The following is a 24,272-nucleotide window of genomic DNA, read 5'->3' as shown; positions in this document are numbered from 1 at the left end:
ACGAATTAATGTTGCGATAGAAAGAGTTCTGCCAACGCCAGATCTTCCGGTCTGGTAACTTTGATATTGTCTGCCCGGCCCGAGACTAAGCGCGGACGGCCACCAGCATATTCGATTGCAGACGCCTCATCTGTCACTTCAAAACCGTCCGCTAGTGCTCGCTCGAGTGCAGTTCTTAACTCACCCAGACGAAACACTTGTGGGGTAAGCGCGTGCCAGAGCTGGTCACGCTCTACCGTATGATCAATCACCACCGAGCCATCTGCCTGAAGTGTGCCCCGTTTCATGGTATCTCGCGTTGGCGACGCCAGAATGGCCCCGCTGTCACCAAGCCCATCAAACAGAAGATCAAGATCACTGTGTCGTAGACAGGGGCGGGCAATATCATGCACGGCTACCCAGTCAGTGTCCGAAGCTATCCCCTCAAGTGCGCATAAACCGTTAAGTACCGAGTGACAACGTTCCGCTCCGCCTTCCGCCCTGATCACATCAGAATGGCTGGCAAATTGACTGTCTGGCCAATAGGGGTCGTCCTCAGAAAGCACGACCACTGCCTTTTCAATAGAAGGGTAAGAAAGTACACACTCAAGGGTATGATCGAGAAGGAAGCGGCCTTTCAGAGGAAGGTACTGTTTTGGCCGGTCAGCCTGCATGCGGCTGCCAACACCCGCGGCTGGAAGCACTGCCCATATAGAGTCGGTCATGAATCAGGTTCTGCAAATAGAATAAAGGTCTCGCCATCTTTAACCAGCCCGAGCTGTTCTCGTGCCGTTTCTTCGAGCAAGGCGTCACCACTGCGAAGATCCATCACCTGATTGAGTAACGCATGATTGTCGGCAGACTGTTTTTCGTTAGAGGTTTTCAACTGTTCTATCTGACGTTCCAGTGCACGGTTCGCAATCACGCCGCTATCGTCGAACCACAGACGGTACTGCAGCACAATCAACAGAAAGACGCCGACTGCAGTCCAGAAATGTGTAGCTCGGAATGCCATGTAAAAGGTGCTCCAGGTCGGAGAAGACCAGACGTTGAGAATGGCCACATAGTAAACCAGCGAGGCCTCCTGACCAACAGCACACGTCAAAAAGCTCCCTGAACAAGGTCTCTATACGGGGCCCTCACCGGGAGAACAGGGAATCACGGACTGGCAGTGCGTCCTCAGCGTGGGGCTACTTTCTTGCCATTATAGTATCGGGAGTGAGCATCACGGGCGTCGCTCCTAATGTGGTCGGTAATGTGGTCGGTAATGTCGTCGGTGACGTCCTCGGTGACCTCGTAGATAACCTCAAACGTATCGGGGTCAGCGCCTTCGACCTCATAGATCGTACTGTCAGGGAGATAGAAAATACGATGATGATCACGATAATAGCCCCCGTCGATTCGTTGGAAGCTCGAAGCATCAGCAGTGGTATTTACTACTTCAGTGCGATCGAAAAACTGAAGCTTATCACGCGCCAACCAGCTATTCAGTGGGGTGAATGACTCGGCATCGGCGCCCTCGACAAGCTCGCCCCCGTGATAAATATTATCCTCACAACGCGCCCAAGGCCTTTGAATTTCATCTAAAAATTCGAGTTTACTTCGAATGCATCCAGGTAAAACTGTATTCCCGTAGATGACAGTTTCACCGCTAGCGACATAGTCACGGCTCCTGCTGAGATCATTCAAAGCTTCAAGAGGCCCGCCGGGAGCTCCCTCGATAACCTCTCCACGGTAATACGTGTGTTCATTATCCCAGGCGTGGTAAGCAAAAAAGTAACTCAGGTCGCCCTTGAACGTATCAAACGACTTAGCGTCAGCTTCAACTATGGGTTTGGCATTAAAATATGCGGTGTTCTTGGCTACCGAGTAGCCCTCGTTCCGAATCCCTTGAAGAAGATTAGAAATGCTGCGGAACATGCCTGCGTTAAAGATGATAAACAGCACCAGACAGCCAATCAGAAAATAACCACTGGCCAGCCCCCAAAAAGACTTTCCAGCGAGACTCAGCAAACCAAACATCCAGATTGGATACGACATATAGACCAGAAGCTGAATCATCCAGTCCAGACGGTTAGAAGCACCCGGACCACCCATGCCCATGATAGATACGATCCAAACCATGGGCCAGAGCATGAGCGCAAAGGTAACAAGGATATTTCCTAACAGACCCATAACTTACCAGCCCCACTCACTGGATGAGCTAGCGGGTATGTCCTCTGCAACAGCATTACCTTCGCTATCAATTTCTTTTTCTTCACGCTTCGAAGGGTAGAAACCAAGTGGTGGCAGTTCAGACTCAGGAACGCCCTCGGTTGGGATGATTTGAGTAAGAGACAGATAGTCTAATAGAAATGGCAGCAGGTGTTCTTTAAGACCTTCAGGTAGCAGAGTGTCAGCTGGCCAGCAGGAAGAAACGTGGAACACTATTTTAACGATCAAGTGCTCATTCAATTCTGCAATCAATAAGAACCTATCATTGTAATAGCCGCAAATAGAGATACACCATCGACGTGAATTAATTACCACATAATCCATTTCATTTGCTGATTTTGGTCTGTGATATCCCCGCTCAGTATGATCAGGCCGTTCATAGTAGTCGTAGTGAGACAGAACACTCGTTGCCATATCAGCCTCTGAGGTCCAGCTTCGGTCTATCATCGAGATTTCGGACTTTGCCCAGATATCGACTGAAAAATCGCCCAACCAATTAGGATAGACCTTCTTTAGTTCGGAAGACACAAGAGAGAACGTCCCGTGTGGGATAAGCTGAATCTCCCCAGAATAACTGGGATTATCAATCAGAGCATTTTCATTTTTATCAAAATTGAACTGAAAATCCTGCTTCGTTCTGGCGTCATCATTGCAGGGAAAGACACACCTGATATCAGCAATTTCGCAGACGTAGATAGCAAATCCATGCGGATCTTCACTAAGAGACCGTAACTCAGGAAACTGCTTCGCTTTATCAGATTCGAGATGCACAAGAATTACCCCTTAGGCAAAGCAATGACATCTTTGAACTTCTGCCACATATCAAAAAAACTACCGTCACGATTGCTATTAATATAGTTTTCGATAATCAAGCTATTGTTTGATGCCTGTACATTTGTTGTATAGCCATTATCAAAGTTCTGATATCGCTGAGAAAGGCTACTTGAAGCAGGTTTATCATTTTCAATTTTTGCTCCGCAATCCGTCGCTAATGCTTTCATCGTCGAATAAGGGGTATGAGGAGAATTGATAATAAATTGATACTTTGTGAGTTTTATTCCCTGGGAACGCAGCTTAGATAGCGCGCCTGTCAAAACTCTTGATGCATCATCGTAGCAATAAACTTTATATTTCTGCAGATACTCGCCGTCTTGATTGTTCAAATTCATAGAAGCTTTCAAGATTTCAGCAAGTTCATCTGGACTAACGACTTTACGGCGCTCTTCCGCAGTGATGTACTTGTCGCCAGCATATTCTACCGCCACAGGGCAGTGATAAAGATTGAATGAGTCCTTATAAGTTTCCTGAGACGATGCTTTCAGCATATATTCGCTAAGAAAGGAAAGCGCGATTAAACCAGACTCATTCGAGGCCGAGCCAATTCTTAATACCGGTTGTTCAAGTACCTTACTATGACGTTCAGTAACATCCCACTTTCCTGAGTTGTACTCCGCGCTAAAGAGCCCAGGCGCAACACTACGACCATCACGAGTAAATCTCAGAATATCCCGAATATATACGCCAGAGCCCTTCGACATGGTCCGGGCTTCATCCTGAATAACACGATAGAAAACCCGTACTAAGTGCCCCCCTTCATCCCCAATATCAGTGAATCCTTCGCCCGCTGTACTCGTGGACTGGCCAGAAGTCATACCACCAGCAAGTGCTGATAGGGTTTGGACAAGGCGACCAACCAGCTGACCACCGGATGCCGACTGTGGGTCGATATGATGAGCAAACGTAGCAATCAGAAACGGGTCTATATAAATCTTTCGACCGCTGTCCTGATTTGGCATTAAAAAAAGGTAATCAGTGTAGGGCGTATCGGCCATCAAGCTTCCTTTGCAATGCAGTTCCTTTATTGGCCGACAGGATAAACGATTGGCCTGTTAAATCAATCAATACAGGCCAGACCTGAGACTTACTTCCGGGGTGGTATTGCGTAACTGCCTACTGCATGCGCGACGGGTTCCTGATCCCCTTCGGAGTAAATAGAAACCTCTCCCACCACTAAGGCCTTGCCGACTTTCATCAGAGTACATTCTGCGATGATGTCGCGGTCTGAAGCCGGTTTCCGCAAGAAGTTAAAGTTCAGGCTCGTTGTAACCGCCATCGCAACCAAGCCCAGCTCGGCCAGTATGGCGACGTACAAAGCGGCATCGGCAACCTCCATTAATACTGGCCCCGATACCGTGCCTCCCGGCCTGAGGTGTGCCTCGGTGATACGCTTTCGAATCGTGGCCGAGCGGCTGCCCAATGCTTCGATCATAAAATCCGCTTGCGGAAATTCTGTTGCAAAGAAATGCTCCAGCTCTGCCTTGCTCGCCATATATCTACCTCTCAGAACACTTTGTACCAGCATTCTTCTATGACTGGTGCCAGTTACATCATAGCTTTAGGATAGAAGGTATTGAAACCGGGAAGGCACGACCATGAGCATACTTCTGAAAGGTAAAACGAAGGATCTTGATGGCTTCAGTGTTACTCGCATCCTGCCGCATGCAGAGAAGCATATGGTCGGCCCCTTCGTATTTCTGGATCACATGGGGCCTGCGCACTTTGCCGCAGGTGAGGGCATCGACGTAAGACCTCACCCACACATCGGGCTGGCGACGCTGACCTATCTTACAGAAGGCTCGATACTTCACCGGGATAGTCTCGGCAACAACATGGAGATTCTACCGGGTGACGTAAACTGGATGACCGCTGGCCGGGGCATCGTGCACTCCGAACGTGAAACTCACGAAACGAAAGCCAGCGACCATGCGCTCAATGGGCTTCAGTGCTGGGTGGCGCTGCCTGAGAAGTTTGCTGAGATTGAACCTGCTTTCACTCACCACAAAAAATGCCAGCTACCTCAGTTCAATAAAGAAGGTGTCTTTGCCAGGCTGATCGCTGGGGATGCCATGGGCATGACCTCGCCGATCCGCACCTACTCCCCTATGTTCTTTCTGGATGTCATTTTTAGCGCCGGTAGCACTTTCAAGCGCCCGAATCCGGATCAGGAATGCGCATTGTATGTCATCGAGGGGGAGGTGCTGGTCGGCTCAGAACGCTACCAACAAGGAGACTTTGTTCTCCTGTCTCCAGACGAATCTGTCTCGAGTAACGCCTACGCCCGGACCATATTCTTAGGTGGCGAGCAATGGTCTCAACATCCACACATGTACTGGAATTTCGTGTCGTTCAGCAAAGAACGGATTGAACAGGCTAAACAAGACTGGCAGGAGCAGCGCTTCCCGGATATTCCCGGAGACAACCAGGAATTTACGCCACTGCCCTGACAAGAGGCAGGAAGGAAGTAAGAAGGATCAGGCGCTCTGCTCCCGCTCAGAGCGCAGCTTGTCTCTCACACCCATGAGCACTTTGCCGAAGTTGTTCTTTCCTCGCATATCACGGCCACTGCCCCAGAAATAATCGTAACCACTCAGCTCCGCGATTCGCAGCTCGCCCGTTTCTAACAGTTGTTCGGCAATATCACGATGAGTGCGGCACTTAATGTAGGTGCCACGGGTCATAACTACCGTGCTGGTCTTCTTCCAATCCTTGCGACGCTTTGGCTTACGGCTCTTACCTAGTTTCGCTGCCTCCTCGGCAGTCTTCGCCTGACGGATTTTCTCGCGGTGAGCCTCGTCTTCGAACTTCATTGCCTGATAATAGTGCTCAACACTCGGCCATTCTGCGCCATCCAGCTCAAAGGCAAATAAGGCATACGACGACAGCGGCTGCTGAGTATCACTACGGTTTAACGTGAAAAGTTCTTCATTTTTGTGTTCAAACAACATGTTGGAATCCGGCGACAGGCTTTCGCTCAATTTACCAGACAATTCCTTGGCGTACATCAAAGCAGCCTCCGCTATCTGTGCTTTCCGACCTCGTTACTTGGTCAAACAGGAAGCCTTAGACTAGTATTAAGTCACCTGAATAACAGACACCGCTATGACTACGGATTCGAATACATTGAAGGAACCCGGCCTGATTGCCATTTCTAACCCCATGGATTGGAAAGCCATTGACCGTTTTATCCTTCTCGCAAGCCTGGTGCTCCTCGCACCACTGTCTTTTGGTGTCAGTATGTGGGCAACCAATATCCTGGCCCCTGAGTGGTTGAACCAGACGTTGGTGATGATGCTCAGTGTTCTGTATGTGATGCATATTGCGGTTATGGGAAGCTTCATAATTACCGCTATAAAACTAAGAAAGTATACACATGACTGGCCCCTGTTTGAGAATGCCATCATAAGTAGTTTTCTGGTTACCGTGATGACCACGGGATACCTGACGGGCACTCACTTGTCTGAGGCCCTCCTGATTATATTTCTCGGTGTCATCATTACCTGCACACTCGCCGATGTGAATAAAATCAAGTTTTGCTTCTGGATCGTTGTTCCCATTCTTATCCTGATGTCGGCACTCGATTACAGCGAAGCCGTTCCTTATGCCATGCTACTTGAGCGATCACCTTACGCAGAGGATGGTCGCCCTCTTGAGGGCTGGATGATGGTAAGGATGACCGTCGCCGTCATCCTTGCACCGCTTATCTATCTCTGCATTCTGGCCATGAAGCGCTGGACCGAACGTGAAAGCCTGTATCTGGAAATGTCGACAATCGACGGCCTGACCCGACTCTCAAACCGCAACTCTCTTATCAGCAGAGGACAGGAAGAAATCCGTCGTGCCCGGGCTTCAGACGCCATGCCCCCGCTGTCATGCATCATGATCGACCTTGATCACTTTAAACAGATCAACGATACCTGGGGACACCATGCCGGTGACGAGGTGCTGGTCGCCGCATCCAAAGTGATGATGGACAGTGCCCGGCCAAATGATGAAGTCGGTCGTTATGGCGGTGAAGAGTTTGCGGTGCTTCTGCCCGGCACAACTCTTCTGCAAGCGAAGCTGATCGCTGAACGTATCCGCAAGAGGATCAGTAATATGAATGTAGAGGTTGAGGGCCAGAAGATTGATGTGACCGCAAGCTTCGGCGTCGCCTGTTACCCCTCCCCTGATGTTGAAGCGATGAGCGACCTGCTGAAAACGGCAGACAAAGCATTGTACGAAGCCAAGGAAACCGGGCGGAATAAAGTGGTTACGGCGTAAACTTCTCCCAGGTGGTATCAGCTATTACTTAGCCTGTTTAAAGCCTTGTCAGCCTCATCGAGAAAATCAATAAAGTCTGTCAGATGATTATCAAGAACGGAAATTACGATATCCAGGTTCAACTTCTGATAATCATGAACAGCAATATTGCGAAGCCCGACCATTTTCTGCATTTTCAACGATATTGCTGACGATAAATGCCCTATTTTTCAAGCAAGGCGAAGCTGTCGCGACTCGATTGTGGAACACCTAAGCGACCATGTTTAATCACTGTATTGGCAACATCAATGCAAGCTTCACAGGCTCGCTGAAGATTCAGTATCACTGAGTCCTGCTTGGTAAAGCTGCCTCGCAGAGTTGCTTCATCCGCATACTCTTCACGAATACGAGCAATACAACGTTCGACAGTTGCACGCTTATTCAAGATAACGTCATTCATTGCGTTCATATGCCTTTAAGATGTCAGCGCGGGATTCCTGAAGATGGCCATACTGAGTCATAGTGGATGCTGCAAATAGATCCGCCTCCAGCGATTCTCCGTAAAGCAGACGTCCATTCATCACTATCTGCATCTTGAGTACCGTACTCGCTTCCTTCAGGTCAACGAGATCAACATCCTGGCCAAGCTCGGCGGCTAACTCTTCGGCGATGTGCCAGCGACTGACGTTATCCAGATTAACATCCGCCAGAAAGGCGATATCCCAATCACTGTCAGGGCGGGCATCACCACTCGCCTGCGATCCGAACAGGTACAGCAAACGCAAGCCGGACAGGCGCTTGGAGCAGTATTCAAGGATATGAGATTCGGTTGGGGACATCAGACTCTCCAGTGTTACTCAGAGGGTAACGCTGGAGGGGAAGTGAGGCAAGATAGTAGTGGTCGAGTCGAAATACGACTGAGGGTTACCCCAAAAAATACAATCTCACTTTGAGAAACGCTGATTTTCCGATGGATACTTAGAAAATAAAAACGCCGCTAAAAAGCGGCGTTTTTTAACTCACTCAACCGATAAACGGTGTCGCAAGCTGGTAATCACATTGCAAGCGCAGTAGCGATTTTTAAGACCATCCGAGCGCAGCAGGTAGCAAAAGCGTCAGGAGCGATGGCTGAGCTAGGCAAAAGTGCTTGAAGAAACGGAGTGTACAAGTTGTACATGAGTATTCTGAAAGCACTTTTAACAACGCTCAGCCGAGCGCACTAGCTTTTTACTGGCCCTTAATTTCAGAACGGCCTTTATACGGCGCTTTCGCACCCAGCTGCTCTTCAATACGCAGCAGACGGTTGTACTTAGCAACACGGTCTGAACGGCACAGTGAACCCGTCTTGATCTGGCCAGCAGCAGTACCAACGGCCAGGTCAGCGATGGTCGCGTCTTCAGTTTCACCTGAACGGTGAGAGATCACAGCGGTGTAGCCTGCGTCTTTCGCCATTTTGATCGCATCCAGAGTTTCAGATAGTGAGCCGATCTGGTTGAACTTGATCAGGATAGAGTTAGCGATATCTTTTTCGATACCTTCTTTCAGGATCTTGGTGTTGGTTACGAACAGGTCGTCACCCACCAGCTGGACTTTAGCGCCCAGTTTTTCAGTCTGATATTTCCAGCCAGCCCAGTCAGATTCATCCTGACCGTCTTCGATAGAAACGATTGGGTACTGGTCACACAGTTCTGCCAGGTAGTCAGAGAATTCTTCAGCAGAGAAGACTTTGCCTTCGCCTTTCAGGTCGTACTTGCCGTCTTTGTAGAATTCAGAAGACGCACAGTCGAGAGCCAGAGTCACGTTCTTGTCCAGCTCGTAGCCAGCGTTAGACACAGCTTCTTTGATCGCTGCCAGTGCATCGGCGTTAGACGCCAGGTTTGGTGCGAAACCACCTTCGTCGCCAACGGCAGTGTTCAGGCCCTGAGAAGACAGTACTTTCTTCAGAGCGTGGAAGATTTCTGCGCCACAACGCAGAGCTTCAGCGAAGGTAGGCGCGCCAACTGGCTGTACCATGAATTCCTGAATATCAACGTTGTTGTCTGCGTGCTCACCACCATTGATGATGTTCATCATGGGTACTGGCATAGAGTAAACGCCAGAGGTGCCGTTGATGTCTGCGATGTGTTCGTACAGCTCAACGCCTTTTGCAGCCGCAGCGGCTTTGGCAGCAGCCAGTGACACAGCCAGGATGGCGTTTGCACCCATGTTAGCTTTGTTGTCAGTGCCGTCGATCTCGAGCATCTTGTTGTCGAGGGCGCGCTGATCCAGTGCGTCCATACCGATCAGGGCTGGCTTGATGGTGTCGTTGACGTTAGCAACGGCTTTCAGTACGCCTTTGCCCAGGTAACGGCTTTTATCGCCATCACGCAATTCCAGTGCTTCACGGGTACCGGTCGATGCGCCGCTTGGAGCACATGCTGTACCGAAGAAACCACCTTCCAGAGTTACGTCTGCTTCGATGGTTGGGTTGCCACGTGAATCCAGCACTTCGCGGGCTTTGATGTCGATAATCTTCGCCATTTTAATCTCCTGAAATTAACGCGGCCTTCGCTGTTTACGCGAAGGCCGATCACAAGGTTTAAATTTAAAACTTATTTATTGTTCAGAGCCGCTTTTATAAAGGCTGAGAACAAGCCATGGCCGTCGCGCGGGGTCGATGTAAATTCCGGATGGAACTGACACGCCACAAACCATGGGTGATCTGGTACTTCCACAACTTCTACCAGCTCGCCATCAACAGAGCGACCAGCAATACGCAAGCCCGCTTTCTCAAGCTCTGGAACCAGTGAAGAGTTCACTTCGAAACGATGACGATGACGTTCGGTGATGACGTCGCTGCCATATGCCTGAGCAGTCGTTGAACCTTCGGTCAGGACACATTCCTGACCACCAAGACGCATGGTACCGCCGAGGTCAGAGTTCTCGTCACGGGTTTCAACATTACCCGATGCATCCTGCCATTCGGTGATCAGGCCAATTACTGGGTGTTCGGTATCGCGACTAAACTCGGTCGACTGCGCGTCTTTCCAACCCACTACATTACGTGCGAATTCAATCACGGCGACCTGCATACCCAGACAGATACCCAGGTACGGAATTTTGTTTTCACGGGCGTGCTGAACCGTGCGGATCTTGCCCTCCACACCACGGTTACCAAAACCACCCGGAACCAGGATGGCATCGACCCCGGCGAGCACCTCGACACCTTTACGCTCAACGTCTTCGGCGTCGATGTAACGGATGTTCACTTTGGCGCGGTGGTGAATGCCAGCATGATCAATCGCTTCGATCAGAGACTTATAGGCATCCAGCAAGTCCATGTACTTACCGACCATCGCGATCGTCACTTCTTTCTCTGGGTTGAGCTTGGCGTCTGCCACGTCATCCCATTCAGACAGGTCGGCTTCTTTGCATGACAGGTCGAACTTCTCAACGATCAGATCATCGAGGCCCGCTTCGTGCAGCATGCGAGGAATCTTATAGATGGTATCCGCATCTTCGAGTGGTACGACTGCGCGCTCTTCAACGTTAGTGAAGAGTGCAATCTTACGCAGAGATGAAGCATCGATCTTGTGATCTGAGCGGCAGATCAGTACATCTGGCTGCAGACCAATGGTGCGCATCTCTTTTACAGAGTGCTGAGTTGGCTTGGTCTTAGTTTCACCCGCGGTCGCGATGTACGGCACCAGTGTCAGGTGCAGAGACAATGCGCGCTTTGAGCCCAGCTCGACTTTCATCTGACGCACAGCTTCAAGGAATGGCTGGGATTCGATATCACCCACTGTGCCACCGATCTCAACCAGCGCTACGTCAGAACCTTCTCCACCTTCCAGAACACGACGCTTAATTTCATCAGTGATATGAGGAATAACCTGAACAGTACCACCGAGATAGTCACCACGACGTTCTTTCGCCAACACGTCGGTATAGATACGACCAGTGGTAAAGTTGTTACGACGAGACATGGTCGTGCGAATGAAACGCTCATAATGTCCGAGGTCGAGGTCGGTTTCCGCGCCGTCATCGGTCACGAAGACCTCACCGTGCTGGAACGGGCTCATGGTACCCGGATCAACGTTGATGTACGGATCAAGCTTTAGCATAGTGACCTTAAGGCCACGGGCTTCCAGAATGGCAGCCAGAGATGCAGAAGCGATGCCTTTCCCCAAAGAAGAAACAACACCACCCGTGACAAAGATAAAACGTGTCATAGAAGGTCCGCGAGCAGAGATGAAAAATTTGTTACGGAGCGGGCCAGCTTCCACTGAATTCATGCAACGAATCCCGATGAAATTGGCGTTTGAAGCGCACTTGGGCCACTCACTCAAGATGGGAGGGCAGTTTACCCGAAAGCACCTCGAGGGTAAATCAATGGAGTGCTTTTCTTTACCTGTCAGCTCTGCTAATTTGAGCTTTCGTTATGTAAAGACTCTGGATTCAAAAGTCCGATGATCAACAAGCCGAAAGCTCTAGCGCATATCCGACTGTCTGCCCTGATGTGGTGGATGGCGTCTACTCGCGCAGCGCTCCGGTTCTGAGTCACACATACCGGTTTCGGCTGCGAAGAGCAGCAGAAACCTTCTTCCCGATTTCTCTCTTCTTCCGCAGCCACTGATCCACATGACACATAGGATGAATAATGATGGCTGCCAGCCTCACAAGTGCGGAAAAAAATCTCAGAGTCGGCTTAACCCTGGCGTTCACAGCTGCGTTTCTGTTTTCTACCAAGCCAATCATCATTAAGTGGCTTTACAGCCTTGGCATGTCAGCGCTTCCGCTGATGGGGCTGCGCATGGTGATTGCCCTTCCGGTATATCTGGTGATCGGTTGGGTGCTGTGGAAGCGCATGGAACAGAAGCCTGCAGGCAAGACCATACTGCGGGCCGCCGCTGTCGGATTACTGGGGTATTACCTTGCGTCCTTACTGGATCTGTCAGGCCTTGAATATGTCAGCGCCCAGCTCGAACGCCTGATGTTGTACGCCTACCCAAGTATGGTCGTGGTGATTGGCGCACTGTTCTTCGGTGCAAAGGTCAGCCGCTCGGTGATTCCTGCGCTACTGCTTACGTACGCGGGGCTCGGAGTCATGTATGGGCATGACCTTCAGATTGCCCCTCCGGGCACAAGCAATGCGGATATCACCAAAGGCACCCTACTGATTATTGGAAGTGCACTATCGTTTTCGCTGTTCATTCTGTTCAGTAAGCGCGGTATTGCTGAATTAGGGAGTCTGTTCTTCACCTGCGTGTCGATGGCCTCTGCAACACTGGCTACGCTGGTTCACTACGTCTTCACCGAAGGAGTGAGTCTTCCCGACATGGATGCAACTCGCTGGTCTGGCACTCTGCTGTTAGCACTGCTCGCAACGGTTGTTCCTTCTTTTATGGTCAGTGAGGCCATTAAAAGAATTGGCCCCGCCAAAGCCAGCGTGTCGGGCACTATTGGCCCGGTGATGACGACGATCATGGCCATCCTGTTTCTTGGGGAGCCATTCGGCTGGGCAGCCGTCGTTGGAATGACCCTGGTTATGATTGGCGTGTCCCGCCTGAAATAGGCTTTTCCGGATCGCCCTATCTTTTCAGGACAAAACGGGCGATCCTCTCCTCCCACACTGATTTTTCTATACAAACTGCTACACTTGTATAAGTCCTGCATCTGAAAAAGCAGGAATTAATAATTACCTATCTTAAACACAGCTAGCCAGGAGCTATCCATGACGAAGTCTGTTGCCTTTAAGGTATCAGCGCTGACCGCAGCCGCGATACTGTCTACCGCCGCACACGCGAGCCCTAACCTCTCTGGTGGAGTTTGGTTTAACTACCAGTACGCTCAGAATGATAAAGCACAACAGGAATCCTGGGGGGTCATCGACAGCGAAGCCCTGATTCTGTACGCCGACGGCAATGTGCCTGATACCCCGTGGACTTACTCTGCGGAGACCCGCATTGGTCCGGGCAGTTTTACAGACGCAAACAACAACAGCACCGCTAGCCAGTTTGGAATTCACAAAGCCTGGGTTGGCTACCAGTTTGAAGACGGTCCTATGATCACCATTGGTAAAAGCCAGGTGCCATTCGCCTGGAAAACCTACAACTTCTGGCCAGGCGATATGCTGCTCGCAGGATACGGCGATCAGATGGATGTCGGTGTAAAAGTATCCCAAACACTGGGCGCACTGCACTATGACGCTGCCTTGTACCTTGCGGATGACTGGTCAACCAGCACCGACACCATGGACGACAATGGCCACTGGGGCAGTAAAAGTACTTACCGCAAAGTGCAGACTTTTGTCGGTAACCTGAGCTATGCACTCAACGATATTTCTAAAGTCGGTGTTTCTGCGCAAAGCGGTGGCCTGCAGGAACTGGTCAGCGGTGACGGTGAAGTCTCTGGTGACCACAATGCTGCTGCACTTTACTACACCATTAACTTCGGTGGCCTCTGGGCAAAAGCCTCTTACATCTCTACCGAGCGTAACCTGCCGAATGAAGTCGCAGACGTTACTATTGAAAACGACCGCTACGCAGCAGAAGTCGGCCTGAACACGGGCAACTGGTCTTTCTACGCAGACCTGACGTACGCTCAGCCTGATACCGACGGTAATGATGCCGACACCATCCGTGCCTTTGCACCTGGCCTCAGCTACGACTACGGCCCAGGCTGGATGTATCTCGAATATCTCACTCAAGACGGGTACGTCGACAGAAATGGCATGGCTCTCGAAGGTGACTTCGATGCTCTTTACGCAACCATCGATTTCTACTTCTGATCCTGTACTGTGATTCACTGCTAACGCAGTAACAAAGCCCACCTTTAAGGTGGGCTTTTTTAATGGCGGGCTTTTTTGTTTTTGATTAATGCACCGGCGCTGTATGCTGGACAATAAAGCTCATGGAAGATAGAACGTGAACGTCACGCCAGCTCTCTCTGCGTTAAGCCTAATCACCTGCATCGTCGGCTGCTCAGAACCCGTACCTGACTTAGAGATACCAGATACCGGGGTGGCCATTATTGTCGAGGCCAGTCTCACGAACGGCGATACCGATGCCAGTGTCGCCGCAGCCGTTTACGACTCAGGACAACCGGCCCCTATGGTTGGTGGCAATGTGCTGGAAGTCACCTCGGAGAGCGTCGCGGCTATCCTTTCCGGTATCGATGAACGCGACAATTTCTACTCCGGACAAATAGGTATCCCGAACCCAGACACAGATACCATCAAGGTAGCGATAGTTCACCGACCTCAGGAAACCCGTCAGGAGCGCTGGTATCCGACAGAGGATATATTAGTCGACCCTGGCCCAGGTGAGTTCGAGGGCTTCGAAGCCACTCTACTGCTACCGACGGCCATCGAACTCACAGCACCACAGCCCGGTCTGACGTATTCCAGCCGCGACGACATAATTCCACTCGAATGGACAGGCTCCCCTGCCGATGACTTCAAACTCGTCACCTACAACCGCTGCCGATCCACTACCGATAGTGATGACCTTAGCTGGGTGTACACTTCGCAGATGGATGATGACCAGCAAGAAAATATCCGCATAGGCGATATTATTCCCGCCACGGGTGCGCTTGAAACGTCAGCTAACCTCGGAGGCGTAGTGACAGGCTTTGTTCAATTCTTTATCGAAGCCACCCTCAGTGCCGTGACCCTGGGTCTCTACGAACCCGCTGAAATCAACTTCGGTGAATTCGAGCTTGATTACTGCACCATTCAACTTTCACTTGTGCGTCAGCGGCAAGGTCAGATAGGCGAAGACTTCAGTGGCGGCAGTGTCACCGGTAGCCGCAGCGATAACCTTCAAGTGGAGTATCGTCCATGAAGCCTTTCTCCGTTTCTACGAAACTCATCAGTCTTGCAGCACTACTTCTCATCTGCTCTCTGGCGAACAGCGAGCCTTACCCTACAACCCAAAGCAGCCTGTTATCCCGCTTTTCTGTGACACCCCATATCGGGATCTCGCAAGCAGATATCGAAACAGACAGTGCAATAAGCACCTCAAACCAGCCCGAATTTGACTCCAATTTAAATTATGGACTGGCTCTGGAATATTCAGCTATTTCCTGGCTCAAGCTTGAAGTGGATTACACCCGTCACCGCGAATCCGAAACAAGTAAGCAGCGGGATATCGCAGGCGAGTACAAAAACAGTCTGACCTCTGACATTGTCGCGCTGGGGTTGCAGGTTGAGACCTTTCAATACAGTAAGACCAGGTTATATGTGAAAGGTGGCACGCTGATCTATCACACCCAACTAACGGTAAAAGAATACTTTGATGGCGTATACCCATCCGGTGAGGCCTCAGAAAGTGACCGCGGCCAGGGGTATTACGCTGGGGTCAGCCTGTATCACCCTCTGGATGATGACATTATGTTCATGCTATCAATCAATCATCAACGACTGAACGACGTATTCTCCGACACAAGACGAGCATTCGATATCCGCTATAACAGTCTGATGTTAGGCTTAGCATTCTGATCTTTATCAAACACAGGAAGTAAAACCATGGCCGCTGGCAGCCTACTCGCGTTACTCGATGATATTGCTACCGTATTGGACGACGTTGCTGTGATGTCCAAAGTCGCGGCAAAGAAAACCAGTGGTGTCCTGGGTGACGATTTGGCACTGAATGCGCAGCAGGTGACGGGTATTCGTGCAGAGCGGGAACTCCCCGTCGTATGGGCTGTGACCAAAGGCTCACTTTTAAACAAACTTATTCTCGTCCCTGCAGCGCTGCTGATCAGCGCATTTCTACCGCAGGCCATCGCCTGGCTTCTTATGGTTGGTGGTGCCTATTTATGCTACGAAGGTGTCGAGAAGCTGGTTCACAAATTCTTCCATAAAAAAACCGAAGAACATCAGGCAAGAGTGGAGGCCATCAACAACCCGGAAACGGACATGGTGGCGTTTGAAAAAGAAAAGATTAAAGGCGCTATCCGAACCGACTTTATTCTATCAGCAGAGATCATCGTAATTTCTCTTGGCACTATGGCCAGCGCTGCCCTCTTTACACAGATAATTGCGTTGTCACTACTCGCTATTCTATTTACCTTCTGTGTCTACGGGCTGGTCGCTGGTATCGTCAAGCTTGATGATGCTGGCCTCTGGCTAACCGAACAAAAAGAAGCCCGCCTGGGCATGTTCAAAGCTGCATTTGGGCGTTTCTTACTGGGGTTAGCACCGCGCCTGATGCGCTTTCTCTCAATTGTAGGCACCATCGCCATGTTCCTGGTTGGGGGCGGCATTATTGCCCACCATATCCCCGCGATTGAGCACCTGACGCATGATATTGCAAAATCAGCCTCTTACCTGGCCATCCCTGCCGCAGAGCTGATCTCCGGCATGACGGTGAACCTCATGACTGGCATTGCTACCGGTGTCATTCTGGTCGTGCCCATACAGCTGATAAATAAACTGCGCAGTTAACCGGCTACAAAAGAAAGATCTGGATAGTATTTAAACCGGGTTATCGATATCGATAAATACAACATCCAGATCGAACTCATCGGCGAGATACTCACCCACCGCTTTGGCGCCATAACGTTCAGTTGCATGGTGTCCGGCGCTGAAAAAATGCGTACCAGTTTCCCGCGCGAGATGAACTGCAGGCTCATTCACTTCACCAGTAATATAGGCATCAACGCCTGCATCAATAGCCTTCTGAAGATAACCTTGCGCGCCCCCAGTGCACCAGGCGACCGTTTCGATCGTATCGCCTGATTCTCCGATATGCAGAGGTTCTCTTTGCAGACACTGTGCAACCCAGGCACTCAGTTCACCGCCCGTCATAGGTCTTGGCAAGCGACCGATATTACCCGGCACGGATGGGTCAGATTCATCCAGAGGGCCATCGACCTGAATCCCCAGAACATCGGCCAGCTGAATGTTATTGCCGTAGATCGGGTGCATATCTAACGGAAGGTGGTAAGCAATCAGGTTAATATCATTCAGCAGAAGCGCTTTAATGCGCTCTTTCTTAATCCCCGTAATGCACTCATCTTCACCTTTCCAGAAGTAACCATGATGAACAAAAATCGCATCCGCCTCTTCTGCAATAGCGGCTTCTATCAGGGCCTGGTTCGCTGTCACACCCGTGACCACTTTCTGGATGGTTTCGCTACCCGATACCTGCAACCCATTTGGGCAGTAATCGCGGATTTTGCGGCTCTGTAGAATATGATCAAGATGAGAAATAAGCTCTTTACGTGTAACCGCCATAGTCGCGCCATCCAAAAGTTTGTAACATGTCAGCTCACTGATCTTAGAGAGATTGCGGAGCGCTGACAAATGTCTCCAACGCAGACATTCGCATTACGGATATTATTCCCAGCAGCCATCGGAGCCCTTATTGCCACTCTGATACTGTTGATCGCACCCGAGTGGGTATTGCCTCAGGTCGCGACTCCTGTCCAGGAACCACAACCGCAGCAACATATTGCATCGAATGTACCAGCGATGCAGGGCCCGGTAAGTTATGCGGATGCCGTTAATGCAGCTGCACCAGCCGTGGTGAATATCTATACCCGTAAGGTCGTGAAGCGCCGGACCAATCCGTTACTCAACGATCCAGCTCTACGTCGCTTCTTTGGCGAATCAGAACAACCCAGTGACCGCATGCAAAGCAGCCTCGGCTCGGGCGTGATTATGTCCAGCGAAGGCCATATCATCACCAACTTCCACGTGATCGAAGGGGCGGATGAAATCACGGTTGCACTGTTCGATGGCAGGGATGAAGAAGCCACACTGGTCGGTAGCGACCCCGAGTCCGACCTCGCGGTCTTACAGATCAACCTTCCTGACGATATTGCCCCGGCAACCATCACCAATGTTGATGGTCATGATGTCGGTGACGTTGTACTGGCTATCGGCAACCCATTTGGTGTCGGCCAGACAGTAACCATGGGGATCATCTCGGCCAAAGGCAGAAATCGCCTTGGGCTTAATACCTACGAAGACTATATCCAGACCGATGCAGCCATTAATCCAGGCAACTCGGGCGGCGCACTGATTAATGCCTATGGCGAACTCGTTGGCATCAATACCGCTATTTTCACCCAGTCTGGCGGCAGTGAAGGCATAGGCTTTGCGATACCTGCTGATATCGCCCACAGAACCATGGCTGACATTGCACGTTACGGTACAACGATCCGTGGTTGGCTGGGCATTGAAGTACAGGAAGCTTCGCCAGAATTGCTCAAATCACTGAAGCTTCCAGAGAAATTAACCGGACTTTTGGTCACGGGTGTATTTCCTGAAGGGCCAGCAGAACAGGCTGGGCTGGCAGCGGGTGATATTATCATCGGTCTAAATGGTGATAGTGCGAACAACGCCGTCGATGCCATGAACCGGATTGCCAGCCTCAGGCCCGGCGATAAAATATCTGTAGAATTTCTGCGCAGTGGAGAGCAGCTGTCGACCACAGCGTTTGCTGGTCTAAGAGACCAGCCAGAAAACTGATCTTGCGTAAACCTGAAGCTGCCTTCTCAAGCAGCCAGGACTTTCTCGAGCGCAGCATAAAGCGCAATATTCTCTTCAGGCGCTCCCACTGTAAAACGTAGCGTTTTCGCTAACAATGGGTGAGCACCATCGGTGCACTTGATCAGAATATTTTCCTGCTTTAATGCCTCAAATATATTGCGGGCTACTTTACCCTCTGGCACACGTGCCAGAATAAAATTCGCCTCTGAATCAAACGCAGAAAAGCCAAGCTCTGAGAGCTTCCCGTGCATTTTTTCACGCTCTGATTTTAATACATCACACTGCTGCATCAGTACATCGTAATGTTTTAATGCGAATGCCGCAGACGCCTGCGTGAGCACATTAATGTTGTAAGGCATGCGAATTTTATCCAGCTCTGACAACCACTCTTTACGACCAAACAGCATGCCCAAACGCAGACCAGCCAGCCCGACTTTCGACAGCGTGCGCATGACCAGCACGTTATCAAAACGGTCCAGCCAGCTCAGATGATTGCGACTGGAAAAGGGTAGATACGCTTCATCCAATACGACCAGACCTTTATGATCCGCCGTATTACTCGCCTCAATAATGGCGACCAGATCGTCTTCTGCCCATAAATTACCGGTCGGATTATTAGGTTGTGCCAGAAAAATCAGCGCCGGTTTTTTCTCGTTAATCGCCGCCAGCATGGCATCCCGATTCAGAGAAAAATCATCGTTTAATGGCACACCGCAATAATCAATACCCACAAAGGTCGCGATCATCTTATACATTACAAACCCGGGTTCAGGCGCCAGAGCACAAGCCTCCGGCTGAGCAACCGCCATCGCCAGTAGCTGAATAATTTCATCCGAGCCATTACCCAAAAGCACCTCATATTTATCCGGCACCTGCATCGCCTCACGCAGACCTGCGACAACCTCCGGGGCGACGGGGTTTGGATAACGGTTGAGGGCGCAATCGGCGAGCAGTGACTGCCACTCAGAGATCATATCCTCCGGCCAGCGAAATGGATTCTCCATAGCGTCCAGCTTAATCATGCCCTCGGCCTTACCGACGGGGTACGCCTGTAAGGCGCGGATTTCGGGGCGAATGAGTTGTTCAACTAGTGCGTTGACGGACATATTGATGGCCTTGACTGAATCAGAGAATTTAGTGAGCGCATTATACATTTATCGGCGCCGCCGAGGGTATTGGCCACCTGCGGTGGGCGAGCTTCTTTGGCTGCCGCTAGGCCTTTGTTTTTTCTGCAAGGGGCAGGCCCCTTCCGATCCTCAAGGTTTATAGCTGCCTTCGGCAGAGGCACGTGTCTGGCTTCCGCCGGGTACCTATGCCCTTGTTGGGAGTAGCTGCCTTCGGCAGGGAGACTTTTTTGGCTGCCGCCAAGCCTCTGTTTTTTCTGCAAGGGGCAGGCCCCTTCCGATCCCCTTTTCCGGCGTGATGCCCTGATCCTTGTCTCTTGATACCGATTGGGGCACGCCTGCAGCGGCCATCCATGGCCGCGGGCAGGCTTAACCGGCGTCCTGCCGGTTAGCACCCATCGATATCTGCGATCCTGCGGGGGCATCACAAGCCGGGTTATATCAGCGCTTCGCGGCGACATCGGTTTTCATATTGTGAGAGGGTTTCGCGGGATGGCAATGCGCCTCTGGGGCCGCCGGGATTTACGCCAGCTTTGTAGGCAACGTGAGGCAGGATGCCGAGCGAGGCTCCATACGGGCATGGATGCCCGCCGGAGCCGGTTGCCGGAAAAGCCAGTAAATATCGGATTCACGGCCCAGAAAGCGCGAAAGCAGGGGGATGGGCCGCCCGCCCGGGGGACAAGGTCCCCCAACAAGGGCATAGGAACTCGGCGGCAGCCAAAAAAACCTCCCTGCCGAAGGCAGCTATAAACCTTGAGGATCAACAGCAAGCCAAAACAAAAAAAAGCCCGGCATCGCCGGGCTCTTCAAAGCAAAAAAAACGTCAGTCTTTAATCCGATACTCCGCCGATCTCGCGTGAGCAGTCAAAAACTCCCCGCGCGCCAGCACAGATGCCACTTTCCCCATCTCAGACGCACCGTCTGCAGAGAATTTCACCAGCGATGAACGCTTCTGGAAGTCATAAACGCCCAGCGGTGATGAGAAGCGTGCCGTGCCTGAAGTCGGCAGTACGTGGTTTGGTCCCGCACAGTAGTCGCCAAGCGCTTCCGCCGTGTATCGTCCCATAAAGATGGCGCCTGCGTGGCGGATGCCCGGCAGCCAGCTGTCAGGATCTTCGACTGACAACTCAAGGTGTTCCGGCGCAATCCGGTTGATCAGGTTCAATGCGTCTTCTTTACCCGACGCGAGAATCATCGCGCCGCGGTCACTGAGTGATTTACGGATAATCTCTTCACGTTCCATGGTTGGCAGCAATTTTTCGATACTGGCCTGTACCTGTTCAAGGAAGTTTTCATCCATCGCAACCAGAATAGACTGTGCGTCTTCATCGTGCTCAGCCTGTGAAAACAGGTCCATTGCGATCCAGTCCGGATCGGTATCGCCATCACACACGACGAGGATTTCAGAAGGGCCCGCGATCATATCAATGCCGACCTGACCAAACACCATGCGCTTGGCAGTCGCCACAAAGATGTTCCCCGGGCCCACAATTTTATCGACGCCCGGAACAGTCTCAGTGCCGTACGCGAGTGCAGCGACAGCCTGCGCACCGCCCACGGTAAATACCCGTGACACACCAGCGGCTGCCGCAGCGGCCAGTACCAGCTGATTAAGCTGACCATCAGGGGTCGGTACCACCATGATGATTTCAGATACGCCGGCGACGTGAGCAGGAATAGCATTCATCAATACCGAGGAAGGATAAGCGGCCTTACCGCCCGGCACGTAAATGCCAACGCGATCCATCGGTGTGACCTTTTGACCCAGCACAGTGCCGTCAGCTTCGGTGTACTGCCACGAATCCTGTTTCTGCTTTTCGTGATAGTCGCGCACACGGTCGGCCGCTGTAATCAGAGCCGTGCGCTGCTTTTCGTCGAGACCGTCTAACGCCGCCTGCAACTGCTCCTGAGTCAGTTCAAGGTCAGCCATGGTGCTGGCACTGGTGCGGTCGAATTTGTTGGTGTATTCAATCAGGGCTTCGTCACCGCGACTGCGAACATCATTGACGATATTAGTCACGGCTTCCTGCACGCCTGAATCCGACACAGCTTCCCAGGCGAGAAGTTCATCCATCTGTGCTGCAAAATCTGACTGATCCGAACGGAAACGACGGATTTCAATACTCATACCTGTGCTCCTCAGGCGTTACGCTGACGCTCAACGGCGGCAGCCATCTGATCAATAATGGGTTGGATCTGGTCATATTTTACTTTCATTGAGGCACGGGATGCGACCAGTCTTGAGCTGATTGGAGCAATCAGTTCGCACGGCTCCAGGCCGTTTGCCTTGAGGGTATTACCGGTATCGACAATATCCACGATCAGATCCGCCAGCCCCATGATTGGTGCCAGCTCCATGCCACCGTAAAGCTTAATAATATCGACCTGACGACCCTGCTCGGCGAAGTAGCGCTTCGCCACGTTGACGAACTTGGTCGCTACTTTTAAGCGCCCGGCTGGCAATTCTGCGTCTTTTAAGGCGGCCGTCATCAGACGACAGGTCGCGATGTTCAGATCCAGTGGCTCACACAGGTTGGTGCTGTTGTATTCCATCAGCACGTCTTTACCGGCAACGCCCAGATCCGCCGCACCGTATTCCACGTAGGTCGGGACGTCGGTCGCACGAATGACCACGAGCTTGATGTGCTCATGATTAGTGTCGAAGATCAGCTTCCGACTTTTCTTCAGATCTTCAGCCGGATGAATACCTGCTTCCGCCAACAGGGGAAGTGTGTCATCCAGAATGCGCCCTTTTGAGAGAGCAATAGTCAAAGGCTGAGTCATGGTCTTGCTGATCCTCTTTAGTTCACTCGCGTGTCAGTCACGGCTTTCAATAGTGGCCATCAGGCCGGCAGTCGGCGGATATTCGCACCGAGCTGCTGAAATTTTTCTTCAATGCATTCGTAACCACGGTCAATGTGGTAAATCCGGTTCACATCCGTTGCGCCCTCAGCGACCAGTGCCGCAATCACCAGTGACGCCGATGCGCGCAGATCGGTCGCCATGACCGGCGCCGCACTCAGGGTATCTTTACCGACAACCACCGCGGTATTGCCTTCAACACTGATGTCTGCACCCATACGCACCAGTTCCTGGGCGTGCATAAAGCGGTTTTCAAAAATAGTTTCGATCACGGTGCCCGTACCTTCGGCTACTGCATTCAGCACAACAAATTGCGCCTGCATATCCGTGGGGAACGCGGGGTGCGGTGCCGTGCGGACATTCACGGCTTTTGGACGTTTGCCGTGCATATCCAGCTCGATCCAGTCATCACCGGTTTTGATCTCGGCGCCCGCTTCCTGCAGCTTATGCAGAACCGCTTCCAGCAGAACTGGATCAGTGTCTTTGCACAGAACACGACCGCCAGTTACGGCAGCAGCCACCAGAAAGGTGCCGGTCTCGATGCGGTCTGGCAGGACATTAAATTCACAGCCATGCAGTGTTTCGACGCCTTCGATTTCCATGGTGTCGGTGCCTGCACCGGTAATCTTAGCGCCCATGGCGTTAAGGCAGTTGGCCAGATCGACAACTTCCGGCTCGCGCGCAGCATTTTCGATGACGGTTTTACCGTCGGCGAGTACGGCGGCCATGATGATGTTCTCAGTACCGGTAACTGTCACCGTATCGAGAAAAATATTGGCGCCTTTTAAGCGGCCTTCAGGTGCCCAGGCTTTAACGTAACCTTCAAGCACTTCGACCTTAGCGCCTAAGGCTTCCATACCGCGCAAGTGCAGATCCACCGGACGGGAACCAATGGCACAACCACCAGGCAGCGATACCTCTGCTTCGCCATAACGCGCAAGCAGTGGACCAAGCACAAGAATCGATGCACGCATCGTACGCACCAGATCATAAGGCGCGACCAGACTGTTCAGCTCACCACAGACGGTTTCTACCGACATATCTTCATTAATAGCGACACTTACGCCCATACGACCAAGCAGCTCGAGCATGGTGGTGATGTCGTGCAGGTGCGGCAGGTTACCGACCTGCATCGGGCCTTCGGCCAGAAGGGTAGCCGCCAGAATAGGCAGGGCCGAGTTCTTTGCGCCGGAAATACGGACTTCGCCGTCGAGGCGGTTTCCGCCCTCGATTCTCAGTTTTTCCATTTCAGGGTCTCACGCTCAGGCTTTTTCAGCAGGCGTATAAGTCTGGATGGACACTGCATGAAGCCGACCATCAACGATATAGGGATTCAGAATTTTGTAGACGAACTGCTGACGCTTCACTGCGTTCAGGCCTTCGAAAACCTCCCCGACACCGGTGATTTCCTTTACGTAGCCGTCAACGACAGACCAGGTAACATCCGGGGCTTCAGCCTGTAACACTTCCAGGATTTCGTTCGGGGTAATATCCGAGGACATATTGTAACTACCACTCAGTTCAGAAAGCGCACA

The 24,272-nt window shown here is 51.5% G+C and carries 26 protein-coding genes; 8 read left to right on the top strand and 18 right to left on the bottom strand.

What is annotated here, in order from left to right; translation table 11 throughout:
* Positions 1-5: 5 nt before the first annotated feature.
* The 6 genes from ispD to B3007_RS13835 all read right to left on the bottom strand — a co-directional run bounded on the left by ispD (position 6) and on the right by B3007_RS13835 (position 4,522).
* Complete coding sequence (gene ispD, locus B3007_RS13860) at positions 6-704, bottom strand: 2-C-methyl-D-erythritol 4-phosphate cytidylyltransferase (RefSeq protein WP_301376822.1); 699 nt, start codon at positions 702-704, stop codon at positions 6-8.
* Entirely contained in the window at positions 701-1,084 is a 384-nt protein-coding gene (locus B3007_RS13855) for an FtsB family cell division protein (RefSeq protein ID WP_301376824.1), read from the bottom strand. Before B3007_RS13855 ends, ispD begins: the two co-directional genes overlap by 4 nt.
* 74 nt (positions 1,085-1,158) lie before the next feature.
* On the bottom strand, positions 1,159-2,154 hold the full coding sequence (locus tag B3007_RS13850) for a DKNYY domain-containing protein (protein ID WP_301376826.1): 996 nt from the start codon (positions 2,152-2,154) through the stop codon (positions 1,159-1,161).
* Between the two features lie 3 nt (positions 2,155-2,157).
* Complete coding sequence (locus B3007_RS13845) at positions 2,158-2,964, bottom strand: hypothetical protein (RefSeq protein WP_301376828.1); 807 nt, start codon at positions 2,962-2,964, stop codon at positions 2,158-2,160.
* 5 nt (positions 2,965-2,969) lie between these two features.
* Entirely contained in the window at positions 2,970-4,025 is a 1,056-nt protein-coding gene (locus B3007_RS13840; RefSeq protein WP_301376829.1) for a hypothetical protein, read from the bottom strand.
* A gap of 89 nt (positions 4,026-4,114) precedes the next feature.
* Entirely contained in the window at positions 4,115-4,522 is a 408-nt protein-coding gene (locus B3007_RS13835) for a PaaI family thioesterase (protein WP_273089940.1), read from the bottom strand.
* A 103-nt stretch (positions 4,523-4,625) separates the two neighbouring features.
* Between B3007_RS13835 and B3007_RS13830 the strand changes: the two genes are divergently transcribed.
* Positions 4,626-5,477, top strand: coding sequence for a pirin family protein (locus B3007_RS13830; protein WP_273089935.1), 852 nt, complete (start codon positions 4,626-4,628; stop codon positions 5,475-5,477).
* 27 nt (positions 5,478-5,504) lie between these two features.
* On the opposite strand, the gene B3007_RS13825 is transcribed toward B3007_RS13830, so the two are convergent.
* Positions 5,505-5,978 (bottom strand): NADAR family protein, encoded by a 474-nt coding sequence (locus B3007_RS13825; protein WP_076516470.1) that lies wholly within the window; start codon positions 5,976-5,978, stop codon positions 5,505-5,507.
* Positions 5,979-6,132: 154 nt separating this feature from the next.
* On the opposite strand from B3007_RS13825, the gene B3007_RS13820 reads away from it, so the two are divergent.
* Positions 6,133-7,293 (top strand): GGDEF domain-containing protein, encoded by a 1,161-nt coding sequence (locus B3007_RS13820; protein WP_297530644.1) that lies wholly within the window; start codon positions 6,133-6,135, stop codon positions 7,291-7,293.
* Between the two features lie 17 nt (positions 7,294-7,310).
* On the opposite strand, the gene B3007_RS15590 is transcribed toward B3007_RS13820, so the two are convergent.
* The 5 genes from B3007_RS15590 to B3007_RS13800 all read right to left on the bottom strand — a co-directional run bounded on the left by B3007_RS15590 (position 7,311) and on the right by B3007_RS13800 (position 11,483).
* Positions 7,311-7,457, bottom strand: a complete 147-nt coding sequence (locus B3007_RS15590; RefSeq protein WP_349676347.1) for a HepT-like ribonuclease domain-containing protein — start codon at positions 7,455-7,457, stop codon at positions 7,311-7,313.
* A 38-nt stretch (positions 7,458-7,495) separates the two neighbouring features.
* Positions 7,496-7,732, bottom strand: a complete 237-nt coding sequence (gene hepT / locus B3007_RS13815; RefSeq protein ID WP_297530646.1) for a type VII toxin-antitoxin system HepT family RNase toxin — start codon at positions 7,730-7,732, stop codon at positions 7,496-7,498.
* On the bottom strand, positions 7,725-8,111 hold the full coding sequence (gene mntA, locus B3007_RS13810; protein ID WP_301376834.1) for a type VII toxin-antitoxin system MntA family adenylyltransferase antitoxin: 387 nt from the start codon (positions 8,109-8,111) through the stop codon (positions 7,725-7,727). Before mntA ends, hepT begins: the two co-directional genes overlap by 8 nt.
* A gap of 388 nt (positions 8,112-8,499) precedes the next feature.
* The gene (eno, locus tag B3007_RS13805; protein WP_068437205.1) at positions 8,500-9,792 is read right to left on the bottom strand and encodes a phosphopyruvate hydratase; all 1,293 of its coding nucleotides are present in this window, start codon (positions 9,790-9,792) and stop codon (positions 8,500-8,502) included.
* A gap of 71 nt (positions 9,793-9,863) precedes the next feature.
* Positions 9,864-11,483 carry a CTP synthase gene (locus B3007_RS13800; RefSeq protein WP_068437202.1) on the bottom strand — a complete coding sequence of 540 codons (1,620 nt, stop codon included), beginning with the start codon at positions 11,481-11,483 and terminating at the stop codon, positions 9,864-9,866.
* 431 nt (positions 11,484-11,914) lie between these two features.
* Here B3007_RS13800 and B3007_RS13795 point away from each other — a divergent pair, with 431 nt between their 5' ends.
* The 5 genes from B3007_RS13795 to B3007_RS13775 all read left to right on the top strand — a co-directional run bounded on the left by B3007_RS13795 (position 11,915) and on the right by B3007_RS13775 (position 16,699).
* Complete coding sequence (locus tag B3007_RS13795) at positions 11,915-12,826, top strand: DMT family transporter (protein WP_301391351.1); 912 nt, start codon at positions 11,915-11,917, stop codon at positions 12,824-12,826.
* 159 nt (positions 12,827-12,985) lie between these two features.
* The gene (locus B3007_RS13790) at positions 12,986-14,041 is read left to right on the top strand and encodes a porin (RefSeq protein WP_301376838.1); all 1,056 of its coding nucleotides are present in this window, start codon (positions 12,986-12,988) and stop codon (positions 14,039-14,041) included.
* 136 nt (positions 14,042-14,177) lie between these two features.
* Entirely contained in the window at positions 14,178-15,095 is a 918-nt protein-coding gene (locus B3007_RS13785) for a hypothetical protein (protein ID WP_301376839.1), read from the top strand.
* Entirely contained in the window at positions 15,092-15,751 is a 660-nt protein-coding gene (locus B3007_RS13780; RefSeq protein WP_297530656.1) for an outer membrane beta-barrel protein, read from the top strand. Before B3007_RS13785 ends, B3007_RS13780 begins: the two co-directional genes overlap by 4 nt.
* A gap of 27 nt (positions 15,752-15,778) precedes the next feature.
* Entirely contained in the window at positions 15,779-16,699 is a 921-nt protein-coding gene (locus B3007_RS13775; RefSeq protein ID WP_301376841.1) for a DUF808 domain-containing protein, read from the top strand.
* 30 nt (positions 16,700-16,729) lie between these two features.
* Here the strand turns inward: B3007_RS13775 and B3007_RS13770 are convergent, their stop codons facing one another.
* Positions 16,730-17,491: a Nif3-like dinuclear metal center hexameric protein gene (locus tag B3007_RS13770; RefSeq protein ID WP_068437386.1), complete on the bottom strand. Its 762-nt coding sequence runs from the start codon at positions 17,489-17,491 to the stop codon at positions 16,730-16,732.
* Positions 17,492-17,560: 69 nt separating this feature from the next.
* Between B3007_RS13770 and B3007_RS13765 the strand changes: the two genes are divergently transcribed.
* Positions 17,561-18,730, top strand: coding sequence for a trypsin-like peptidase domain-containing protein (locus tag B3007_RS13765; protein WP_297530661.1), 1,170 nt, complete (start codon positions 17,561-17,563; stop codon positions 18,728-18,730).
* A gap of 26 nt (positions 18,731-18,756) precedes the next feature.
* Here the strand turns inward: B3007_RS13765 and hisC are convergent, their stop codons facing one another.
* The 5 genes from hisC to B3007_RS13740 form a co-directional block, all read right to left on the bottom strand.
* Positions 18,757-19,857: a histidinol-phosphate transaminase gene (gene hisC, locus B3007_RS13760; RefSeq protein WP_301392231.1), complete on the bottom strand. Its 1,101-nt coding sequence runs from the start codon at positions 19,855-19,857 to the stop codon at positions 18,757-18,759.
* An 841-nt stretch (positions 19,858-20,698) separates the two neighbouring features.
* Positions 20,699-22,003, bottom strand: a complete 1,305-nt coding sequence (gene hisD, locus B3007_RS13755) for a histidinol dehydrogenase (protein ID WP_301378339.1) — start codon at positions 22,001-22,003, stop codon at positions 20,699-20,701.
* An 11-nt stretch (positions 22,004-22,014) separates the two neighbouring features.
* The gene (gene hisG, locus B3007_RS13750) at positions 22,015-22,659 is read right to left on the bottom strand and encodes an ATP phosphoribosyltransferase (protein WP_068437180.1); all 645 of its coding nucleotides are present in this window, start codon (positions 22,657-22,659) and stop codon (positions 22,015-22,017) included.
* Positions 22,660-22,718: 59 nt separating this feature from the next.
* Positions 22,719-23,984 carry a UDP-N-acetylglucosamine 1-carboxyvinyltransferase gene (murA, locus tag B3007_RS13745; RefSeq protein WP_301378337.1) on the bottom strand — a complete coding sequence of 422 codons (1,266 nt, stop codon included), beginning with the start codon at positions 23,982-23,984 and terminating at the stop codon, positions 22,719-22,721.
* Positions 23,985-23,999: 15 nt separating this feature from the next.
* A complete protein-coding gene (locus B3007_RS13740; RefSeq protein WP_068436037.1) occupies positions 24,000-24,239 on the bottom strand; it encodes a BolA family protein in 240 nt (79 codons plus the stop codon).
* Positions 24,240-24,272 lie beyond the last annotated feature (33 nt).

The sequence above is a fragment of the Thalassolituus sp. UBA675 genome, from assembly GCF_002297765.1.
Lineage (GTDB): Bacteria > Pseudomonadota > Gammaproteobacteria > Pseudomonadales > Oceanobacteraceae > Thalassolituus.
This window is presented reverse-complemented; position numbering and strand designations above follow the sequence as displayed.

Coding starts and splice junctions, on each gene's coding strand:
- B3007_RS13800 (WP_068437202.1), bottom strand. CDS start 11,483: ATGACACGTTTTATCTTTGTCACGGGTGGTGTTGTTTCTTCTTTGGGG.
- B3007_RS13780 (WP_297530656.1), top strand. CDS start 15,092: ATGAAGCCTTTCTCCGTTTCTACGAAACTCATCAGTCTTGCAGCACTA.
- B3007_RS13840 (WP_301376829.1), bottom strand. CDS start 4,025: ATGGCCGATACGCCCTACACTGATTACCTTTTTTTAATGCCAAATCAG.
- eno (WP_068437205.1), bottom strand. CDS start 9,792: ATGGCGAAGATTATCGACATCAAAGCCCGCGAAGTGCTGGATTCACGT.
- hepT (WP_297530646.1), bottom strand. CDS start 7,732: ATGAATGACGTTATCTTGAATAAGCGTGCAACTGTCGAACGTTGTATT.
- B3007_RS13775 (WP_301376841.1), top strand. CDS start 15,779: ATGGCCGCTGGCAGCCTACTCGCGTTACTCGATGATATTGCTACCGTA.
- B3007_RS13765 (WP_297530661.1), top strand. CDS start 17,561: ATGTCTCCAACGCAGACATTCGCATTACGGATATTATTCCCAGCAGCC.
- B3007_RS13830 (WP_273089935.1), top strand. CDS start 4,626: ATGAGCATACTTCTGAAAGGTAAAACGAAGGATCTTGATGGCTTCAGT.
- B3007_RS13835 (WP_273089940.1), bottom strand. CDS start 4,522: ATGGCGAGCAAGGCAGAGCTGGAGCATTTCTTTGCAACAGAATTTCCG.
- hisC (WP_301392231.1), bottom strand. CDS start 19,857: ATGTCCGTCAACGCACTAGTTGAACAACTCATTCGCCCCGAAATCCGC.
- hisG (WP_068437180.1), bottom strand. CDS start 22,659: ATGACTCAGCCTTTGACTATTGCTCTCTCAAAAGGGCGCATTCTGGAT.
- B3007_RS13820 (WP_297530644.1), top strand. CDS start 6,133: ATGACTACGGATTCGAATACATTGAAGGAACCCGGCCTGATTGCCATT.
- B3007_RS13825 (WP_076516470.1), bottom strand. CDS start 5,978: ATGTTGTTTGAACACAAAAATGAAGAACTTTTCACGTTAAACCGTAGT.
- B3007_RS13740 (WP_068436037.1), bottom strand. CDS start 24,239: ATGTCCTCGGATATTACCCCGAACGAAATCCTGGAAGTGTTACAGGCT.
- B3007_RS13790 (WP_301376838.1), top strand. CDS start 12,986: ATGACGAAGTCTGTTGCCTTTAAGGTATCAGCGCTGACCGCAGCCGCG.
- murA (WP_301378337.1), bottom strand. CDS start 23,984: ATGGAAAAACTGAGAATCGAGGGCGGAAACCGCCTCGACGGCGAAGTC.
- mntA (WP_301376834.1), bottom strand. CDS start 8,111: ATGTCCCCAACCGAATCTCATATCCTTGAATACTGCTCCAAGCGCCTG.
- B3007_RS13770 (WP_068437386.1), bottom strand. CDS start 17,491: ATGGCGGTTACACGTAAAGAGCTTATTTCTCATCTTGATCATATTCTA.
- hisD (WP_301378339.1), bottom strand. CDS start 22,003: ATGAGTATTGAAATCCGTCGTTTCCGTTCGGATCAGTCAGATTTTGCA.
- B3007_RS13850 (WP_301376826.1), bottom strand. CDS start 2,154: ATGGGTCTGTTAGGAAATATCCTTGTTACCTTTGCGCTCATGCTCTGG.
- ispD (WP_301376822.1), bottom strand. CDS start 704: ATGACCGACTCTATATGGGCAGTGCTTCCAGCCGCGGGTGTTGGCAGC.
- B3007_RS15590 (WP_349676347.1), bottom strand. CDS start 7,457: ATGGTCGGGCTTCGCAATATTGCTGTTCATGATTATCAGAAGTTGAAC.
- B3007_RS13795 (WP_301391351.1), top strand. CDS start 11,915: ATGGCTGCCAGCCTCACAAGTGCGGAAAAAAATCTCAGAGTCGGCTTA.